Source organism: Microbulbifer mixtoriginis (SeqCode) (assembly GCF_052466865.1).
The window spans coordinates 124,469-143,106 of sequence record NZ_CP174293.1; the positions used below are offsets into that span (position 1 = coordinate 124,469).

Here is an 18,638-nt window from a genome sequence, read left to right on the forward strand (position 1 = left end):
CGGGCTCTTCTGCGAGTACTCGAAAGGCAATTACTTGATTTTGCCTTCTTTGTACATAACGTGCTTGCGAACAACGGGATCGTACTTTTTGATCTCCATTTTCTCAGGCATGTTGCGCTTGTTCTTGGTAGTGGTGTAGAAGTGGCCAGTACCGGCGCTGGAATTCAGACGAATCTTCTCACGCATTGCTCAATCTCCAATCAGTTAGCTGAATACAGCTAATTATACTTTTTCGCCGCGGGCGCGCAGCTCAGTCAGGACAGCGTCGATACCTTTCTTATCGATAACGCGCATGCCTTTTGCGGAAACACGCAGTTTCACAAAACGCTTCTCGGACTCAACCCAGAAACGGTGGCTGTGCAGGTTCGGCACGAAGCGACGCTTGGTGCGGTTCTTAGCGTGGGATACATTGTTTCCGGTTACCGGACGCTTACCGGTTACCTGACATACCTTGGACATCTGTTGGCCTCTTCAAAACGCTTGTGCCCGCATGGCGCCAATCCTGAAGAGGAAAAGGGTGTGCGGGAACATAAAAATCGGGATTCTAATCCGGTTCCTGGATGGCGGCGGAACCTGTGCAGAATCTGGCCCGGCCGCAAAGAGCGGCGTTTTATACCAAAAGAGCCCGTAGGGAGCAAGTTTTGTACAGTACTTCTGCGTCAATCGCAGCTTCTCAATTGCAGTGCCTACAGCAGCCCCTGCTCCGCAAAGGATAGGGCCTGGCCCTCGCCCACGATCAGATGATCCAGCACCTTGATATCCACAAGCTCCAGGGCCTGTACCAAACGCTCGGTAATCCAGATATCCGCCTGGCTAGGCTCACAAATGCCCGAAGGGTGATTGTGCGCCAGAATCACTGCCGCTGCACCCCGCTGTAAAGCAGCTTGCACCACCTCACGGGGATAAACACTGGCGGCATTCAGAGTGCCCTCGAACAATTCCTCAAAACTGATAACACGGTGCTGGGTATCCAGGAAAAGGCAGCAAAAGACCTCGCGGCGGCGATGGCGCAACTGCATAGCCAGGTAGTCTCGCACTGCCGCCGGACTGCACAAAGCACTGCCCTTTCGCACCGTTTCTGCCAGGTGTCGTCGCGCTATCTCCAGCGCCGCTTGCAGCTGTACAAACTTGGCATCCCCCAATCCGCGGGCGCGACAAAACTGCTCCTTACCAGCCTCCAACAGGGCACGCAAGCCGCCAAACTCACTGAGTAGACCCCGCGCCAAATCCACTGCGGAAACGCCCGGCAGCCCCACCCGCAAAAATATCGCCAACAACTCTGCATCCGACAGCGCCGCGGCACCCTGCGCCAATAGCTTCTCCCTGGGCCTCTCAGCCGCCGGCCAATCCTTGATCTTCATAATCGTTTCTCGCCTTCCCTGACTGTCTTTTTTTGTGAACTCTCTCCCCAACTCACCACAAGCACGATTTTCGCGTCTATTCTGCGCCTTATAAGTCCAGACGCAGAAATGCTAATCTAACCCGCTCGCATATATTCGGAAACTGTATCTATGTCCTCACTGGCCGATAAACGCATACTTTTGGGAATCAGTGGCGGTATTGCCGCCTACAAGAGCGCCGACCTGGTACGCCGCCTAAAAGAACGCGGTGCCCAGGTGAGAGTGGTAATGAGCGCCGGCGCGCGCGAGTTTGTGCAGCCGCTGACTTTCCAAGCCCTATCCGGCAATCCTGTACACACCGATCTGCTGGACCCAGCCGCTGAAGCCGCCATGGGGCATATCGAACTGGCCAAGTGGGCCGACCTGATCCTGATTGCCCCCGCCAGTGCCCAGGTGATGGCAAAACTGGCCTGTGGCATGGCCGACGACCTGCTCACCACCTTGTGTCTCGCCAGCGAAGCACCAGTGGCCCTGGCCCCCGCCATGAATCAGGCCATGTGGCGCCACCCAGCCACCGCTGCCAATGCCAAAACCCTGCGTGACCGCGGGGTACAGCTGTGGGGACCGGCGGCTGGCAGCCAGGCCTGCGGTGACGTGGGACCCGGCCGCATGCTGGAGCCCGCTGACTTGGCTCTGCAGACCGAGTCACAGTTCGGCTCTAGCGACTGTCTGCGCGGCAAGCGCGTGGCGATTACCGCCGGCCCAACCCGCGAGGCCCTGGACCCGGTACGCTACCTAAGCAACCACAGCTCCGGCAAGATGGGGTTCGCCCTGGCCGAGGCCGCCCGGAAGGCCGGCGCCGAGGTCACACTGATCGCCGGGCCGGTAAATTTGGCCACTCCCGCACATGTGAAGCGCGTTGATGTCATCGATGCGCGGGATATGCGCGATGCCGCCGAGCGTGCGGCCGACCTCTGCGATATTTTTATCAGCGCTGCCGCTGTTGCCGATTTTCGCCCGGCCTCGGTGGCGGAACAAAAAATCAAGAAACGCGAGGGCTGCGACGAGAGCGCTATTACCCTGGTTAAAAACCCGGATATCGTCGCCGGCATCGCCGCGCGCAGCGAGCGACGCCCCTTTACCGTGGGCTTTGCCGCTGAGACACAGCAAGTCGAACAGTATGCGCAAAGCAAACTGCAACGGAAAAACCTCGATATGATTATCGCCAACGACGTCAGTGGCAGTGAAACCGGCTTCAATAGTGACCGCAATGCCGTCACGGTGATAGATCGCCACGGCAATACACAACTGCCCGAGGCTCTAAAGGCCGACCTAGCGCGACAGTTAATAGAAATTATTGCCGTCAAAGCGCAGAAATAAAGATTAACAGGCAGGAAAATCAGTGGTTTTCAACAAGAAAAATCAGAGCCAAGGACTATTGCACAAGGGGTTGCTGCTGCCTTCGTTGCTGGCGACCGTCGCCTGGCTTTGCGGGGCCTATCTAATCGTTGAGCATATAGTCACCCCCCACAATCAAGCGCAAGTACAACAGGCAGCCCGGGCGCAGGGAAAAATCTTCGCGCAAGATGTAGAGTCTCTGTTAGCCGAACGCACGCGGCAGCTGCAACAAATTGAACGCAATGGACAGCCCCTTGAAGAACAGCTAAAAACAGCACAACTACCGAAACAATCGCGAATTCAGGTCTTTTCAGAGGCACAAATCCGCGTGGGCGCAGGTGAAAAGCCAACCCTGAACTTCGCGCTAGTAGATCTGCTCAAGCGTACCCGACAAGACAGTCAACAGCCCCTAGAGATACTGCGTACCGGCCCCGACAACAGCTGGCAGCTTCACAATGCTGTTAACCTGGCGGGGCAACAACTTCTGATCAGCCAGCCCTTCGCTGTTTTGCAAACATCCCTGGAAACGCTCGATAAAAACCAGGGGCAGATTCAGCTGCTTCAAAAATTTCCCGATTCGATTGCACAGCCCCTTTGGCGCGGCGGGCAGGGCAGTGGCTTCAGCCATTCTGAAGCAATTCCGGATAGTTACCTGCAGGTGCAGTTCAGCCCCTCCCCTGCATTTATCCAGCAACACAGCTTGCCACTTGTGTGGATCTATCTCACAGCCGGCGCCGGCCTGCTGCTCTCCTTACTGGTACTTCTACGCTTCCTGCCCCGAGACAACCGTGCTCCTTGGGAGCGCAGTCAAAAAGGCGGAAGAAGCGAAAGTGAAAAATTCCCTGCGCCCGAGTCGCAGCAGGATGCTCTGCTGGCGGATGAAGCTTTACCCCAAGGGCTCGCATCGGCACCCAGCATCGCTCCCGAAGCTTTACAACAGAATATGACAAATCGCGCTGAGGCAAGGTCTGCGACCAAATCAGGTAAGCCCCAACATCCGCTAACTACCGAGTTTCCCCCTCATGTATTTCGCGCATACGATATCCGCGGCATCGCCGGTGAGGAAATTGATGAGCCCTTTGCCTACCAGCTGGGAAAGGCCCTCGGTACCCTGGCACAGCACGCCGGAGAGCAAATCCTGCTAGTGGGGCGCGATGGCCGCAACAGTAGTGCACTGCTCAGCAACTGCCTGATGGAGGGGATTCTCGATAGCGGCTGTAACAGTATCGATCTGGGCCTGATCCCATCACCACTGCTTTACTACGCCTGCGCCAAGGGCAAGAACACCAGCAGCGGAGTTATGGTGACCGCGAGCCACAATCCGGCGGAATACAATGGCTTCAAGATTGTGCTCAAGGGCCGCCCCCTCTCTGAAGAAAAGCTACAGGGCCTGCACCAGCTTATGCAGCAGGGGCCCTTCAAAAGCGGGGAAGGCAGTAACCGCGAGCAGGATATTAAAGACAAATATATTGACGAGATCTTTAACAACGTCGCCCTCGCCGGACAACCGCACCTGGTAGTGGATGCGGGCAATGGAGCCACTTCCGTTTTGGCACCCCGGTTGTTTGAGCAGCTGGGCTGCGCAGTCACTCCGCTGTTTTGTGAAGTGGATGGGGACTTCCCCAACCATCCACCCGATCCCTCGCGCCCGGAAAACCTGCAAGCATTGATCGACAAAGTGGCGGAAACCGGCGCAGACCTGGGCATAGCTCTGGATGGCGATGGTGATCGTGTCACTCTGATTTCCAGCAGCGGGCGCATCGCCTGGGCCGATCAGCTGGTTATGCTACTGGCGAGAGACATCCTGGCACGCAACCCAGGGGAGACGATCGTCTTCGATGTGAAAAGCAGCCGTAGCCTTGCTCAATTGATAAACCAGTACGGCGGCCGCCCGGTGATGTGGAAGACCGGCCACGCGCCGATGAAAAACAAAATGCTAGAAACCAAGGCAATTCTTGGCGGTGAGTTATCCGGCCATATTTTTATTCGGGATCGCTGGTTTGGTTTCGACGATGGTATCTACGCAGCGGCGCGGCTCCTGGAGATTATGGCCCTGCGGGAACAGAGCCTGGATGAACTCCTCGACTCACTGCCGCAAATGGAGAGCACCCCGGAAATATTGTTGCCCGTAGAGGAGCAGGAGAAATTCTCCCTGATAGAGCAGTTGCGCGAACAAGGCAATTTTGACAATGCCGATATCAATACTACCGACGGTCTGCGCATAGAATTTTCTGATGGCTGGGGGCTGGTGCGCGCCTCCAATACTACCAGCGCGTTGACCCTGCGCTTCGAGGCCGAAAATAAAGAGGCTCTGGAGCGTATTCGCAAAGTAGTCATGGCGCAGATCAAGAAAATTGCTCCCACAGTTGTCGTTCCCAATTGGGAACTGCTCAACTAGCGCACCAATTTTAAACCTGTGCGGCACAGGCAGGTGCCGCAACCGACTAGCGCTCCGTGCTTTAATCAAAAAAATCTCGACCGCGCAGTATCTACAGCAGCGGCTGGACAGCGGGAAAGCTATCCAACCGCATCCCACCATAAAGGAATTGCCATGTCCCTCGATAAGAAGTCCGCTCTGCGTATTGCTCAGGTTTTGAATGAGGCCTTGCCCTATATCCAGCAATTCACCAATAAAACCGTGGTGGTAAAGTTTGGCGGTAATGCCATGGTCGATCACGAACTGCAAAACGACTTTGCCCGCGACATTATCCTGATGAAGCTCGTGGGCATGAACCCGGTAGTGGTACACGGCGGCGGCCCGCAAATAGGCCTGCTGTTGAACAAACTCAATATCGAATCTCACTTTGTCGACGGTATGCGCGTAACCGATAGCGAGACCATGGATGTGGTGGAAATGGTATTGGGGGGCACGGTCAACAAGCAAATTGTCAATCTGATCAATCAGAACGGTGGTCGCGCAGTGGGCGTTACCGGCAAGGATGGCTTGTTAATCGAAGCGCGCAAACTGAGTCGTAAAAATGAGAGCGCCGGCCTGCACGCCTCAGAAATTATTGATATCGGCCAGGTAGGCGAGGTGGAAAAGGTCAATACCGATGTCATCAATATGCTGATCCAGGGCGGCTTTATTCCGGTAATCGCCCCCATCGGCGTCGATAAAGAGGGGGTTTCTTACAATATCAATGCCGATCTGGTGGCCGGTAAGGTCGCCGAGTGCTTGCAGGCAGAAAAGCTGATGCTGCTCACCAATGTTGCAGGCCTGCAAGATAAGCAGGGCGAGGTACTCACCGGCCTGACGACGCCCCAGGTGGAAGGGTTGATTGAAGATGGCACCATTCATGGCGGTATGCTGCCGAAAATCAGTTGTGCGCTCGACGCGGTAAAAGACGGGGTCACTTCTGCCCATATTATCGACGGCCGGGTACCTCACGCGGTCCTGCTGGAAATATTTACCGACACCGGCGTCGGCACCTTGATTACCAATAGTGAGACATAAAGCCATCGCACAGTAGCGCTTGGCAATTGAAGACAGACGTCCGAATCGGTAGGATTCCGCCGCCGAAATATTATGGCGACAAGAGCAAAAATCACCGTCCACCCCCCAAGTGGACTAAAGGCAATCAATGAGCAGCGAAAAAATCAATCGGCGCCAGCAAATTCTGGAATCTCTGGCACATATGCTGGAAGCCAGTCCTGGCGCACGTATTACAACTGCAGCCCTGGCCAAGGAAGTTGGCTTTTCTGAAGCGGCGCTATACCGCCACTTCCCCAGTAAGTCAAAAATGTTCGAAGGCCTGATCGAGTTTATCGAGGAGACTATTTTCAGTCGCATAGCGCTGATTCTTCAGGAAGAACCCTCTGCTTTGGAGCGATGCCAGAGAATCCTGCACCTTCTGCTGGCTTTTTGTGAGCGCAATCCGGGTATTACCCGACTTCTCACTGGCGATGCGTTGACCGGCGAAACCGAGCGTTTGCACGGGCGTATCCTGCAGCTGTTCGATCGCCTGGAAACCCAAATCCGTCAGATTTTGCGTGAAGCGGAACTGCGTGAACACCTGCGTCCAACCCTGCCCCTGGGCGGTGCCGCCAACCTGTTATTGGCCAGTGCCGAGGGCCGTATCGTGCAATATGTACGCAGCGGCTTTAAGCGCAAGCCCACCGAGTACTGGGCCGAGCAATGGCCGGTTTTGACCTCCGGCTTTTTCCGCGAGACCGTCGCCGCAGCCAGGTAACTGGCTGTGCGGTATGGAAAGTGAAAGATAACTGGAAGGACGCACGTGTAACGAAGCCAGAAAGGCGCTAATGGTCCTGCACTATCAGGACCTGTTAGTAATTTCTGCGTAGCGCGCGGCGGCTTTATCGAATTCCTCACCGATAGAACTAGCCTCGTCGGCGCGCCGTTTAAGGCGCTCGCGCAGTACTGCCACTTCTTTTTGCAAATCGGCAATACGCTGCAGGAGCTCCGGAGCCACCTCGCGCCCACCGCGCTGGGTGCGCGCCGCCTGTGTCTCTTCCTGGGTAATTTGACGAGTGAGACTGGTGATATTCGAGTGCATGATCGCCATATCCTGCTCGACAATTGCCAGCTTGCGTTTGCGAGCACTTTCGATATCGGCGAGGCTGTTATAGCGTTTGAGCAGCTTGCGGTCCGCTTCTTCGCGTGCTTCCTGTCGGCGCTGCGCTTCGAACTCCTCGGGACTCAACTGCGGTGGAACCACTTCTATAACACGGCCAGAAAGGTTGAGAATTTCGTAGCCCTTAGCCACGTACTCCGGCGGCACCATTTCATTGAGTACCATGATGCCCTGCTCATCGGTATAGCGATAGAGCAACTGCTCACCGCTGGCAGCACTCGCCAGGGTACAAAACAACGGAATGGCAGGAACCAGGAAACATTTTATGGGGGCGATTGCCATCGCTCTTCTCACTAAATTGATGCGGCCCGCTATAACGAGCGGGCCTCTCACTTAACCCGTTACGCCGTAACGCTGCCGGTAATCGACAATTTTTTGCAGGGTTTCACTATCCTGAGACTCCTGCTCGAGGAAACTGACTATATCATCCAGCTGTACAATGCTAATGACTGGGATATTAAACTGCTGTTCGACCTTCTGAATAGCGGAGAATTCACAATCTTCGCTGGCCTTTTCCTGACGATTTAAACCGATGACTACACCGGCCGCTTCGGCACCGTGAGATTCGATGATTTGCATCACCTCACGCACCGCAGTACCGGCCGTAATCACATCATCAATGATCAAAACCTTGCCATTAAGCGGCGCACCCACTAAGGTTCCGCCTTCGCCGTGATCCTTGGCCTCTTTGCGGTTGTAGCAGAAAGGCTTATCGATACCTTTCTGAGCCAGTGCCACGGCAGTCACCGCACCCAGCGGGATACCCTTGTAAGCCGGTCCGAAAATGACATCAAACTCCACTCCCGAAGCGATAATCGCCTCGGCGTAAGCCTGTCCTAGTGCGGCTAATGCCGCACCGGTGTGGAAGCGGCCAGCATTGAAAAAATAGGGGCTTTGACGGCCTGACTTCAGAGTGAAGTCACCAAAACACAACACCTGATGATCCAGGGCCAATTGGATAAAATTGCGCTGATATTGCTGCATGGAAAATTGTTAACTATTAGCTAAGGTGAAGGGAGACCTCCCCGTAGCATTTCTTCCGGGGATAGGCATGCAAATAATGTTTCTAATGATACACAGTCCGCTGGTAAGGGGCTAATAATGCGAATAGTAAGCTTGTCTGTAGACGGCGTTCATCAGGCCGCACAGCGCGGTCTCTACGATTGGTTAGCTGAGCAGGATGCAGACATTATCTGCCTTCAAGACCTGCGCTCTCTGGAGCCGGAGCTAGACCACCCCATATTCCACCCCGATGGCTATTACAGCTACTTCTTCGATTCGGGAACGCCCCATGAAAACGGCGTGGCGATCTATACACGCAACCAGCCCAAGGCCATTATTTTCGGTATGGGTTTCGCCAACGGCGAGGATATGTATGGGCGCTATTTACAGGCAGATTTTGAACGCCTGAGTGTGGGTTCTCTGTTAGCGCCAATAGCCACTGACGAGGCTTCACTGGAAAAAAAGGTCCAGTTTTTCGACGACATGCAAGCGCACCTGCACAAAATCAGCCGCAAGCGCCGCGATTTTATTTTCTGCGGTAACTGGGGCATGGCACACCGCCGTGCCGATGTGCAGAACTGGCAGGACCACCAGGATAACCCTGGTTTCATGCGTCACGAACAGCGCTGGCTGGACCAGCTGTTCAATGAAATTGGCTATGTCGATGCCTTTCGCCGCGTGGTCAAAGACACCGATGAATTTACCTGGTGGCCGAGTGGCACCGTAGGCGAAGGTGATGGCTGGCGTACCGACATGCAGATCGTTTCACACGGGTTGAAAAATCGTATTGAGTACGGTGCGATTAACAAGAATGTGAATTTCTCCAGCCACCTACCACTAATGATGGATTACGACCTGGAAGTATAAACCGTTGAGGACTCGGCCCATTTCGGCTGAGAGTAGGGGAGCCGAGTCCTGTCGCGAACCGACCCGCTTTACAGCGGGAGCGGTCCTAACTCAGCAAAATACAAAGCCTCACTCATCCAAGGCTTTTTGCTGTATCTCGATCAGTTCATCGATTCCCGCTTTACCCAAGCCCAGCATCTGCGCGAACTCTTTCTCGGAAAAAGGCTTACCTTCAGCGGTACCCTGTACTTCGATCATACCTCCGTCTGCCGCCATCACCAGATTCATATCCGTATCAGCCGCGCTGTCCTCTGGATAGTCCAGATCCAAAACCGGCTCGCCGTCATAAATTCCGACAGAGACCGCCGCGACAAGGTTGAGCAACGGATCCTCAGCGAGAATTTTTTCCCGCTGCATATGGCGCAGCGCATCCACCAAGGCTACACAAGCGCCGGTAATAGCCGCCGTGCGTGTACCGCCATCGGCCTGGATAACATCGCAATCCAGGGTGATCTGATTCTCTCCAAGCTTTTCCAGATCCACCGCTGCGCGCAGGGAGCGGCCAATCAGACGCTGGATCTCTACAGTGCGGCCGCTCTGTTTACCCTTGGCTGCCTCACGCGGCATGCGGGAACCTGTAGAGCGCGGCAGCATGCCATACTCCGCGGTGATCCAACCGCTGCCCTGACCGCGCAGGAAGCGCGGTACTTCACTCGACACTGAGGCATTACACAGAACTTTTGTGTCGCCAAACTCTACCAACACAGAGCCCTCGGCGTGGCGGGTGTAGTTTCGGGTAATTTTTATCTGGCGCATCTGCGCCGCCGCGCGGCCACTGGGACGCTGCATAGCTCACCTCGGTCAATGAATGAAAGCCCTGCATTATATACCCCCACATGGATATCCGAACGCTGTGCTATGATGCCGAGCCGATAAATACGCCTGCAGGGGATGAGCAATGGCCAATAACCGGGAACAGAACAAAGTGCGAAGCATGACAGCCTTCGGTCGCGCCGAAGCCGCTTATGCCACAGGAAACGCCATTTGGGAGCTGCGCTCGGTCAACCATCGCTACCTGGAGCCGCACTTCCGTCTGCCCGAGGTCGCCCGCCCTCTGGAAGCGCAGTTACGAGATATTTTGCGGAAAAGTTTATCCCGTGGAAAAGTGGAACTCACGCTTACAGTAAAACCCAACAGTGTGGAAACGAGTGGGCTTGAAATTAATCAGCCGCTGGCACAAGCATTGATTAACGCCGCCAAACAAGTGACCGGCGGTGAAGGCGCCCAACCACTCAACCCCCTGCAGATTCTCCAATGGCCCGGTGTTATTAGCGAACCGGAAGCCGATACTGAGCAGCAATCCGCCACTATTTTGCAAGCGTTTCGCGAAGCGCTAGAACAACTGCGCGCGAATCGCGAGCGTGAGGGTGCGGAGTTAGCCAAATTTATTGAAGCCCGCTTAAAAGGCATTGAAGAACAAGTCGCCCTAGTGCGGGAACTGTTACCACAGATTCTAGAGGCACAGCGGGAAAAACTGCGCAACCGCCTGGAAGAGCTCTCTATAGAATTGGATAAGGAGCGCTTGGAACAGGAAATTGTGCTGCTCGCTCAAAAAGCCGACGTCGATGAAGAACTCGATCGCCTAAATGCCCACACTGTAGAAACCCGCCGGGTACTCGCTGGAGGCGGTGCTATAGGTCGGCGCTTGGATTTTCTTATGCAGGAATTTAACCGCGAGGCCAACACTCTCTCTTCCAAGTCCGTGGTAACCGACACCACCCAGGCTGCAGTAGAGCTGAAGGTCTTGATCGAACAAATGCGTGAGCAAGTACAAAATATTGAGTAAGCACATTATGGGGCTTTTTTAAAACCAAAATAAGAGCCCCGTATTCACGTTCGGCTAAAAAACTATCTGCGACTTTACCCAGCTAACATTAAAATACGTTTTATATGCGAAATAATATTAAATGGGTTGGGGCTATATTCTTAGCTGTAACCATTATAGAAATTATTAATATATTATCCGGCCGCTCATTGAATTACTTCGGCCTAGTTCCTAGATCCATCGACCATCTGCCCCATATTTTTACCGCTCCATTGCTACACGGAAGCATCTGGCATTTTCTATCCAATATAGTAACCCTGTGCGTTTTCAGTTTTTTGCTGTTGCAATATGGAGTGAAAACCTACCTAAAAGTCACTCTGACGATTATTGTCACCACTGGCCTTGCCGTTTGGCTATTTGCTAGAGGCGGGAATCATCTGGGCGCAAGTTCAGTAATTTATGGCTATTTTGGATTCTTATTGCTGGCCGGCTTTATCAGCAAGCAGTTTGTTCGACTAATGATATCCATTTTTGTCGGATTGGTTTATGGCGGGCTTATTTTTGGTGTGCTGCCACAAGGAATGTATATTTCCTGGGAATCGCATCTATTCGGTTTTCTCTTTGGCATAATGGCTGCAAAAATATGGGCCCACACACCCAACCCTATTACGGACCGACAAGCTGTATCTAAAAATTCATAGTTTTTCTCTAGCAAATTCACAGCAGGCACACAGGGAGCCGGATGACCGCTCTCTGTGTGCACTCAAAAAAATAAAAACAAGTTTCCGGCCATAGTTCGTACAGACGGCTGAATGCTGTTTTGAAGTCATTGTAATGTCAGAAAAGTTACCAGTCAGATATTCAGCGCGAACTCTGAAAGAAGCTACCACTGGGGATTAATGCATGCGCTGTGACAAAAATACTTAAAATTACCTCACACCAGAAAGGCATAAAATCATTTGCTGCCAAACAGTGATTTACTGTTTTTTTCTGCAAAACCGATAACCACCCCTCGCCAACTGAGCTCGTGAACTAAGACACACCTTCTCACTGACCAAGTTCTCATTACCTGACTTTTTTCTAAAAAATTATAAATTTGTCGTCATAAGCCACACAATTTCAGATTTCTCAGCTGAGGACAATAATCTCAAAGTCGTTATATATCTGTGCCAATGTGAAACTTTGGTACTAATTTTGGTCTTTTTAACCGCCAAATGCCTATTCTGGCGGCTATTCGGGACTTTCTATTGGCGGATATATTTCTGTCAGTGAAAGATCTTTTCAGGAGTGACCGATAGACCAGCTGATTGGCTGGCTGTCGGATAACAATAATTTCGAAGAGCAAATAATAATGACTTCACCACTCAAGAACCTTCGGCAGAAGACGGCTCTAGCGAGCGTTTTTACACTGCTATGCACTGCGCCCTTCACTGCCCAGGCACAACAAGCGGACAACGCTCTACTGACGGACCGCATCATCGTTAAATACAAGGAAAGTGCCAAGGTTGGCCGGGCTGCCAGCATGGCCAGGGAAACGGTGGAAAAGGCCTCCCGTCGCGCCGGCCACAAAATGCGTCACCTGCGCCGTATGGCCACTGGTGCTCAGGTAATGCGCCTGGAAGGTCGCAAAAACAGAACGGAAATGAACGCGATTATCAACCGCCTGAAACAGGATCCGGATGTGGAGTACGCTGAGCCGGATCTGATGATGCGCGCAATGGCTGTGCCCAATGACTCTAGCTATCTCAACCAGTGGCACTACTTTGAGTCCACCGGCGGTCTGAACCTGCCATCGGCCTGGGATGTCACTCAGGGTGAGGGAGCGGTTGTCGCGGTGCTCGACACCGGTTACCGCCCACACCCTGATCTGGTGGGCAATATTCTGCCAGGCTACGACATGATTTCTGACACTTTCGTGTCTGTAGACGGCGATGGCCGTGATAGCGATGCCACAGACCCAGGCGACTGGTATACGGACAAAGCCTGTGGCGATGATCCTCGCATCCCCTCGGAAAGCGACAGTAGCTGGCACGGCACCCATGTCGCCGGCACCATCGCAGGCGTCACCAATAACAATATGGGTATCGCCGGTGTCGCCTACAAAGCCAAGATCGTACCGATACGCGTGCTCGGCCGCTGTGGTGGCTATACCTCAGATATCGCCGATGGCATCATCTGGGGCGCCGGCGGCTCTGTCAGCGGCCTGCCATCCAACCCCAACCCCGCACAAGTACTCAACCTGAGTCTTGGTGGTGGTGGCAGCTGTGCCACGACAACTCAGAATGCTATCAACACCGCACGCAGCCTAGGCGCCACTATCGTAGTCGCTGCCGGTAATGAATCCGATAACGCCAGCCAATACACTCCCGCCAGCTGCGATGGCGTAATAACTACTGCCTCAACGAACCGCGATGGCGGCCGCTCTTACTTCTCCAACTACGGCAGCGTAGTGGATGTTGCAGCACCAGGGGGAGCGCAGAGTTTTGCTAACGACCCGAACGGCATTCTCTCCACCCACAATAGTGGCAGTACCGTCGCGGGCAGCGATAGCTACGTCTATATGCAAGGCACCAGTATGGCTGCCCCACATGTTGCCGGTGCTGCCGCACTACTGTATTCGGTAAACCCTGACCTGGGCCCGGACGACATCGAATCGATTCTCACCACCACCGCACGCAGTTTCCCATCTTCATGCAGCGGCTGTGGTGCCGGTATTGTCGATGCTACAGCAGCAGTGGCCATGGCGAGCGGCGGTAGCGATGGAGACAACGGTGGCGATAACGGAAATGGCGGCGGTGTCAGCTGGACCGAATCCAACCTTTCCGGCAGCTCCGGCAGTTGGAACGACTTCACCATCGAAGTCGCTGCGGGTACCACAAGCTTGAATATAGAGATGTCTGGCGGCAGTGGCGAAGTCGACCTCTATGTCCGCCATGCCAACTACCCCACTCTGCGTCGGTACGATTGCCGCCCCTACCTCTGGGGCAATGAAGAGAGCTGTACTATTAGCAACCCTGACTCGGGCACCTGGTATGTCAGTGTTTACGGTTACGACTCCTACAGCGGCGTCACCCTTAAGGCTGAAACCACTCCCTAATTGACGACATAGGCCGGCGCCAAAAGCTCCGGCCACGGATGAGGTATTTTGGTGCGGATTAGCAATAAAGAACCAAAGTACCTCACCCAATTGGTGCGGGGGGAAGGGAAATAACGAGCTGTGCGTTACGCGGCTAAGTAAGAGGCCATGCCTCTGCACCCCTGCACCAACCCCGAACTTTGCCAGCTGTATCGACAAAATTCCTTAATGCACTTTTTTCGGGCACATATTTTGCCTGTGCTCTAACGGTGCCTCGCTTTTTTGCAGTTCAACCGAAAACCGAGCACCCGGATTTCCCCTCCTGTCAGCTAAATACTGACCGGGGTGATAACCATCCATCACGGAGAGATAACAATAATGAAAACACCACTGAAAAATCTATTGCATAAGTCCGCACTGGCCGGCGTATTTTCACTGCTGTGTGCAAGCCCCTTTGCCGCTCAGGTCGAAGATACCAGCAACGCTCAAATCACCGACCGCATTATCGTCAAATACAAGCAGGGCGCTAAAATAGGGCAGGCGGCCAGACTAGCTCCGGAAACCGTAGATAAAGCCTCCCGCCGCGCCGGCCATAAAATGCGTCACCTGCGCCGTATGGCCACAGGTGCTCAGGTGATGCGCCTGGAGGGACGCAAAAACAAAGCAGAGCTTGAGGCTATTATCAGCCGCCTTAAACAGGACCCCGATGTCGAGTATGCAGAGCCCGACCTGATGATGAAGGCCATGGCCGTACCCAATGACCCCAGCTATTACGATCAGTGGCACTATTTTGAGTCCACCGGTGGCCTTAATCTGCCGGCAGCCTGGGATACCACTCAGGGCGAGGGTGTGGTCGTCGCAGTTATCGATACCGGCTTCCTGCCCCACGCAGATCTGGCCGCTAACCTGCTGCCCGGTTACGACATGATTTCCGATACCGATGTCTCTGTGGATGGCGACGGCCGCGACAGCGACGCCACCGACCCCGGCGACTGGTATACCAATACCTACTGTGGTGACCCCCGATACCCGGAAGCGGACAGCAGCTGGCACGGTACCCATGTCGCCGGCACCATAGCGGCAGTGACCAACAATAATATGGGCGTAGCCGGTGTGGCCTCCAAAGCGAAGATCGTACCCGTGCGAGTACTCGGCCGCTGTGGCGGTTACACTTCAGATATTGCCGACGGCATCATCTGGAGTGCCGGCGGTTCTGTCAGCGGTGTCCCAACCAACGCCAACCCCGCCCAGGTACTGAACTTGAGCCTGGGTGGTAGCGGCAGCTGCGCTACCACAACGCAGAATGCCATCAATACCGCACGCAGCCTCGGTGCCACCGTCGTGGTTGCCGCCGGCAACTCCGCTCGCAACGCTCGCCGTTACACGCCGGCAAGCTGCTCGGGGGTTATTACTGTTGCCGCCACAGATCGCTCCGGTGGTCGCGCCTACTACTCTAATTACGGTAATGTGGTCGACGTAGCCGCACCGGGTGGTGAGACCAATGTAATAAGCAGTGATGGTGTGCTATCCACGCTCAACAGCGGCAACACTGTAGCCGGTACGGATTCCTATGCTTACTATCCCGGTACCAGCATGGCCACCCCCCATGTAGCCGGTGCCGCAGCTCTGATCTATTCGGTGAACCCTAGTGTGACACCCGATCAGGTAGAGTCTATTCTCACCAGCACCGCGCGCAGCTTCCCATCCTCTTGCTCGCGCTGTGGCTCTGGCATTGTCGACGCTGCTGCGGCAGTGGCAGCGGCCAGTAACTGATTCCCCTAAATAGCCACCGCTTGTGGATCTTATGGAAAGGCCGGCATTTGCCGGCCTTTTAGCTTTCACGTGCCGGCCCACGCAATCTAACGAACAAACGCGGCAAATTGGGGGTCAACCGGCGTATCTGCAAGATGATTGATGTAATTGCTCATTACTTTCTGCGCAACCCCAACAATAATCTCCAGCAGGTTTTGGCGGTTATAGCCCACTGCGTAAAACCGCTCTGATACCTCATCTGAAATCACACCGCGCTCACGCACAATCGCCAGGGTGGTATCCCGCAGTACTTCAAGTTTTTCAGTAGGTAGGGGCGTCTTATTGCGAAGGGCCTCATTCACTTCATCCGCTACTTTCATCGCCTTGGCAATAGCGCTGTGTGCCGGTACACAGTAGTGACAGTTATGCTCCACATTGATGCTCTGCCAGACCACGGTCATTTCTTCGGCATTGAATGAGGTGTCCAGGAAGTACTGATGTAAATCCTGGTAAGCCGCCAGGGCTTGGGGCGACTCTGCCATAACCCCGTGCAAGTTGGGGATAGAGCCAAAGGCCTTGATAGATTTCTGGAGTAGGGGTTTGCTGTCTTGCGGTGCACTTTCAAGATCGTAAATCTGGAACTCTTTCATCGCTGAACTCACCTTTGATGTTTGGGTTAAATACTTGAGCGATCGATCAAGTATTGTGAGACTAACCAATATTGAGCGATCGTTCAACAGCAAAGAGTAATTGGCGGATATCTCTTGAAAGGGTAAAATTTGAGCAATTGCTCAAGTGGAGGCAACATGGCGAATACCGCGAAATTTGACCGCCAGGAAGTATTGCAGCGGGCAACCTGGCTTTTCTGGCAAAAAGGGTTTCACGCCACATCGACTCGTGATCTACAACAGGCCACCAATCTTCGTCCTGGTAGTATTTATGCCGCTTTTGGTAGTAAATCTGGACTTTTCAAAGAGGTTCTCAGCTATTACGCGCAAAATCGCGACCAATTACTCCTTCAATGCATAAATGACGAAGGCAGCAACCTTGGAGGCTTGCGTGCCTATTTCCATCACATATTGCTAGGTGACGATTTTGATGCCCCAAACGAGCTCTGCCTATTAGCTAAAGCCATCTCAGAGCTGGATGAAGGGGAAGAAGCACTATTGGCCGAGGCCCGCGCTTTACTGGCTGCACATGGGGCAAAGTTCCGTCAGTATCTGGAGAGTGCGGTGAATGCTGGAGAGCTTTCCAAACAGACAGATTCGGCGCTGCTCGCTCGCCAATTACAGGTTCAAATGATTGGGCTGCGAACTTATCTCCGCGCCACCTCGGACCGCGCTGCGGTTGAGCAAATGATCGAACAGTTGTTTGACCCAGCCTGCGTGCAGACCACAAGTTGAGAAAAAGGCGATTATGCGCGGCCTCTTATACAAACGCTGACGGATTTCGGAATCCAGCCCCTGCGGTTATTTGACCTGCGCAGCCCCTATGGCACATTCAGGAGAAACGGTATCGAGTAATAACAATAAGAGGTCACCGTGGATCTGATTACCTTCGCCATCCCTTTTTTCCTGATCGCCGTACTCACAGAACTCGCACTGGACCGCTGGAAAGGTTGGGGGCTTTACCGCCTCAACGATGCCCTGGGAAATTTGAGTACGGGTATCCTAAGCCGCATACTTGGGCTTACTTATAAAAGCCTATTTTTAGTCATTTATATCCCGCTATACCAGCTGCTGCAGCCTTACTACCAAGCAGTCGGCTTCGACTGGTCCATGAGTAATGGCTGGCACCTGGCACTAGCTGTACTCGCCTACGATTTTTGTTACTACTGGAAGCACCGCATCTGCCATGAGGTCAACGTGTTCTGGGCGGAACACCTGGTGCATCACCAGAGCGAGGACTACAACCTCACCACTGCCTTGCGCCAGTCTAGCGGTGGGCTGCAGTTGGATTGGGTATTCTATTTACCCCTGCTGCTGATTGGCTTACCAGCGGAAATGGTGATCGTGGCCGGAGCCATAGATCTGATTTACCAATTCTGGGTACACACGCAAAAAATTCCCAAAATCCGCTGGATGGAATGGCTGCTGATTACCCCCTCTAACCACCGAGTACACCATGCGCAGAACAAGGTGTACGTAGATAAAAACTACGGCGGAATCCTGATCTTATGGGACCGCCTGTTTGGTACCTATCAAGAGGAGCTGGAGGGGGAGCCCTGTATTTACGGTGTGCGCAAACCCCTTAATACCTTCGACCCTCTGGCGGCAAACCTGCAACATCTGAAACGCATGGCGCAAGACGCCTGGTATACAAAAAACTGGTGGGACAAATTTACCCTTTGGTTCCGCCCCACCGGCTATCGTCCCGCAGATGCCGAAGCGGCAATGCCAGTCCCCTCCACCAACCTGAAATCTTTCCAGCGTTACAACCCACAGATTCATCGGGCCCGGCGCAACTACGCGCTGGGCCAGCACCTGTGCTATTCCGCCGCCACCCTGGCACTCCTGTGGTACTACCAGAGCCTGGAGATTCCCTTACTGCTGGGGGCAGTAGCACTGTTGGTTTTTGGCCTGGTAGTCAATGGGCGAATTCTCGATAACCATCCACTGACCAAATATCTGGAACCCTTGCGCCTGGCCCTCTACTGCGGGGTGCTGCCGATGTTAAACACACAATTTGTCCCAATTTTTAGCGCTTATATTGCGATCAGCGCTCTGGCCTGGGGGTGGTTGGCAATCACTTGCAAAGAGGATACAGTCGCTGTCGTTTGCGATTAGCAACAAGGAGTGAACCTCGAT

General features: G+C 53.9%; 18 protein-coding genes. 11 read left to right on the forward strand and 7 right to left on the reverse strand.

Features of this window, described 5'->3' with window-relative positions; all coding sequences use genetic code 11:
• Nucleotides 1–30: 30 nt before the first annotated feature.
• The 3 genes from rpmG to radC all read right to left on the reverse strand — a co-directional run bounded on the left by rpmG (nucleotide 31) and on the right by radC (nucleotide 1,361).
• Nucleotides 31–186, reverse strand: coding sequence for a 50S ribosomal protein L33 (gene rpmG, locus ACJJJA_RS00620; protein WP_020413983.1), 156 nt, complete (start codon nucleotides 184–186; stop codon nucleotides 31–33).
• A 36-nt stretch (nucleotides 187–222) separates the two neighbouring features.
• Complete coding sequence (rpmB, locus tag ACJJJA_RS00625) at nucleotides 223–459, reverse strand: 50S ribosomal protein L28 (protein ID WP_020413982.1); 237 nt, start codon at nucleotides 457–459, stop codon at nucleotides 223–225.
• 227 nt (nucleotides 460–686) lie between these two features.
• Nucleotides 687–1,361 carry a RadC family protein gene (gene radC, locus ACJJJA_RS00630; protein ID WP_444903462.1) on the reverse strand — a complete coding sequence of 225 codons (675 nt, stop codon included), beginning with the start codon at nucleotides 1,359–1,361 and terminating at the stop codon, nucleotides 687–689.
• Between the two features lie 150 nt (nucleotides 1,362–1,511).
• Here radC and coaBC point away from each other — a divergent pair, with 150 nt between their 5' ends.
• From coaBC to slmA, 4 genes are all read left to right on the forward strand, one after another.
• Complete coding sequence (coaBC, locus tag ACJJJA_RS00635) at nucleotides 1,512–2,720, forward strand: bifunctional phosphopantothenoylcysteine decarboxylase/phosphopantothenate--cysteine ligase CoaBC (RefSeq protein ID WP_444903463.1); 1,209 nt, start codon at nucleotides 1,512–1,514, stop codon at nucleotides 2,718–2,720.
• A gap of 22 nt (nucleotides 2,721–2,742) precedes the next feature.
• A complete protein-coding gene (locus ACJJJA_RS00640; RefSeq protein WP_444903464.1) occupies nucleotides 2,743–5,136 on the forward strand; it encodes a phosphomannomutase/phosphoglucomutase in 2,394 nt (797 codons plus the stop codon).
• Nucleotides 5,137–5,289: 153 nt separating this feature from the next.
• Entirely contained in the window at nucleotides 5,290–6,192 is a 903-nt protein-coding gene (gene argB / locus ACJJJA_RS00645; protein ID WP_252083880.1) for an acetylglutamate kinase, read from the forward strand.
• A gap of 127 nt (nucleotides 6,193–6,319) precedes the next feature.
• Complete coding sequence (gene slmA / locus ACJJJA_RS00650) at nucleotides 6,320–6,928, forward strand: nucleoid occlusion factor SlmA (protein ID WP_252083881.1); 609 nt, start codon at nucleotides 6,320–6,322, stop codon at nucleotides 6,926–6,928.
• Nucleotides 6,929–7,012: 84 nt separating this feature from the next.
• Here slmA and ACJJJA_RS00655 read toward each other — a convergent pair whose 3' ends face one another.
• Both ACJJJA_RS00655 and pyrE read right to left on the reverse strand, forming a co-directional pair.
• Nucleotides 7,013–7,612, reverse strand: a complete 600-nt coding sequence (locus ACJJJA_RS00655; protein ID WP_444903465.1) for a hypothetical protein — start codon at nucleotides 7,610–7,612, stop codon at nucleotides 7,013–7,015.
• A 51-nt stretch (nucleotides 7,613–7,663) separates the two neighbouring features.
• On the reverse strand, nucleotides 7,664–8,314 hold the full coding sequence (pyrE, locus tag ACJJJA_RS00660; protein WP_444899476.1) for an orotate phosphoribosyltransferase: 651 nt from the start codon (nucleotides 8,312–8,314) through the stop codon (nucleotides 7,664–7,666).
• A gap of 117 nt (nucleotides 8,315–8,431) precedes the next feature.
• On the opposite strand from pyrE, the gene ACJJJA_RS00665 reads away from it, so the two are divergent.
• Entirely contained in the window at nucleotides 8,432–9,199 is a 768-nt protein-coding gene (locus ACJJJA_RS00665) for an exodeoxyribonuclease III (RefSeq protein ID WP_252083884.1), read from the forward strand.
• Nucleotides 9,200–9,307: 108 nt separating this feature from the next.
• Here ACJJJA_RS00665 and rph read toward each other — a convergent pair whose 3' ends face one another.
• Nucleotides 9,308–10,027, reverse strand: a complete 720-nt coding sequence (gene rph / locus ACJJJA_RS00670) for a ribonuclease PH (RefSeq protein ID WP_252083885.1) — start codon at nucleotides 10,025–10,027, stop codon at nucleotides 9,308–9,310.
• 109 nt (nucleotides 10,028–10,136) lie between these two features.
• Here rph and ACJJJA_RS00675 point away from each other — a divergent pair, with 109 nt between their 5' ends.
• From ACJJJA_RS00675 to ACJJJA_RS00690, 4 genes are all read left to right on the forward strand, one after another.
• On the forward strand, nucleotides 10,137–11,024 hold the full coding sequence (locus ACJJJA_RS00675) for a YicC/YloC family endoribonuclease (RefSeq protein WP_444883201.1): 888 nt from the start codon (nucleotides 10,137–10,139) through the stop codon (nucleotides 11,022–11,024).
• Between the two features lie 104 nt (nucleotides 11,025–11,128).
• Nucleotides 11,129–11,704 carry a rhomboid family intramembrane serine protease gene (locus ACJJJA_RS00680; protein WP_444883202.1) on the forward strand — a complete coding sequence of 192 codons (576 nt, stop codon included), beginning with the start codon at nucleotides 11,129–11,131 and terminating at the stop codon, nucleotides 11,702–11,704.
• A gap of 650 nt (nucleotides 11,705–12,354) precedes the next feature.
• On the forward strand, nucleotides 12,355–14,100 hold the full coding sequence (locus tag ACJJJA_RS00685) for a S8 family peptidase (protein ID WP_444887581.1): 1,746 nt from the start codon (nucleotides 12,355–12,357) through the stop codon (nucleotides 14,098–14,100).
• Nucleotides 14,101–14,457: 357 nt separating this feature from the next.
• Nucleotides 14,458–15,852 carry a S8 family peptidase gene (locus tag ACJJJA_RS00690; protein ID WP_444903466.1) on the forward strand — a complete coding sequence of 465 codons (1,395 nt, stop codon included), beginning with the start codon at nucleotides 14,458–14,460 and terminating at the stop codon, nucleotides 15,850–15,852.
• Between the two features lie 86 nt (nucleotides 15,853–15,938).
• Here the strand turns inward: ACJJJA_RS00690 and ACJJJA_RS00695 are convergent, their stop codons facing one another.
• The gene (locus ACJJJA_RS00695; protein ID WP_444887583.1) at nucleotides 15,939–16,481 is read right to left on the reverse strand and encodes a carboxymuconolactone decarboxylase family protein; all 543 of its coding nucleotides are present in this window, start codon (nucleotides 16,479–16,481) and stop codon (nucleotides 15,939–15,941) included.
• Nucleotides 16,482–16,637: 156 nt separating this feature from the next.
• Between ACJJJA_RS00695 and ACJJJA_RS00700 the strand changes: the two genes are divergently transcribed.
• Both ACJJJA_RS00700 and ACJJJA_RS00705 read left to right on the forward strand, forming a co-directional pair.
• A complete protein-coding gene (locus ACJJJA_RS00700; protein ID WP_444903467.1) occupies nucleotides 16,638–17,234 on the forward strand; it encodes a TetR/AcrR family transcriptional regulator in 597 nt (198 codons plus the stop codon).
• A gap of 138 nt (nucleotides 17,235–17,372) precedes the next feature.
• Complete coding sequence (locus ACJJJA_RS00705; RefSeq protein WP_444903468.1) at nucleotides 17,373–18,617, forward strand: sterol desaturase family protein; 1,245 nt, start codon at nucleotides 17,373–17,375, stop codon at nucleotides 18,615–18,617.
• The last annotated feature ends 21 nt before the right edge of the window (nucleotides 18,618–18,638 follow it).

Coding starts and splice junctions, on each gene's coding strand:
- rpmG (WP_020413983.1), bottom strand. CDS start 186: ATGCGTGAGAAGATTCGTCTGAATTCCAGCGCCGGTACTGGCCACTTC.
- coaBC (WP_444903463.1), top strand. CDS start 1,512: ATGTCCTCACTGGCCGATAAACGCATACTTTTGGGAATCAGTGGCGGT.
- rph (WP_252083885.1), bottom strand. CDS start 10,027: ATGCAGCGTCCCAGTGGCCGCGCGGCGGCGCAGATGCGCCAGATAAAA.
- slmA (WP_252083881.1), top strand. CDS start 6,320: ATGAGCAGCGAAAAAATCAATCGGCGCCAGCAAATTCTGGAATCTCTG.
- ACJJJA_RS00680 (WP_444883202.1), top strand. CDS start 11,129: ATGCGAAATAATATTAAATGGGTTGGGGCTATATTCTTAGCTGTAACC.
- ACJJJA_RS00675 (WP_444883201.1), top strand. CDS start 10,137: ATGGCCAATAACCGGGAACAGAACAAAGTGCGAAGCATGACAGCCTTC.
- ACJJJA_RS00655 (WP_444903465.1), bottom strand. CDS start 7,612: ATGGCAATCGCCCCCATAAAATGTTTCCTGGTTCCTGCCATTCCGTTG.
- ACJJJA_RS00665 (WP_252083884.1), top strand. CDS start 8,432: ATGCGAATAGTAAGCTTGTCTGTAGACGGCGTTCATCAGGCCGCACAG.
- ACJJJA_RS00690 (WP_444903466.1), top strand. CDS start 14,458: ATGAAAACACCACTGAAAAATCTATTGCATAAGTCCGCACTGGCCGGC.
- radC (WP_444903462.1), bottom strand. CDS start 1,361: ATGAAGATCAAGGATTGGCCGGCGGCTGAGAGGCCCAGGGAGAAGCTA.
- ACJJJA_RS00700 (WP_444903467.1), top strand. CDS start 16,638: ATGGCGAATACCGCGAAATTTGACCGCCAGGAAGTATTGCAGCGGGCA.
- rpmB (WP_020413982.1), bottom strand. CDS start 459: ATGTCCAAGGTATGTCAGGTAACCGGTAAGCGTCCGGTAACCGGAAAC.
- argB (WP_252083880.1), top strand. CDS start 5,290: ATGTCCCTCGATAAGAAGTCCGCTCTGCGTATTGCTCAGGTTTTGAAT.
- ACJJJA_RS00685 (WP_444887581.1), top strand. CDS start 12,355: ATGACTTCACCACTCAAGAACCTTCGGCAGAAGACGGCTCTAGCGAGC.
- ACJJJA_RS00695 (WP_444887583.1), bottom strand. CDS start 16,481: ATGAAAGAGTTCCAGATTTACGATCTTGAAAGTGCACCGCAAGACAGC.
- pyrE (WP_444899476.1), bottom strand. CDS start 8,314: ATGCAGCAATATCAGCGCAATTTTATCCAATTGGCCCTGGATCATCAG.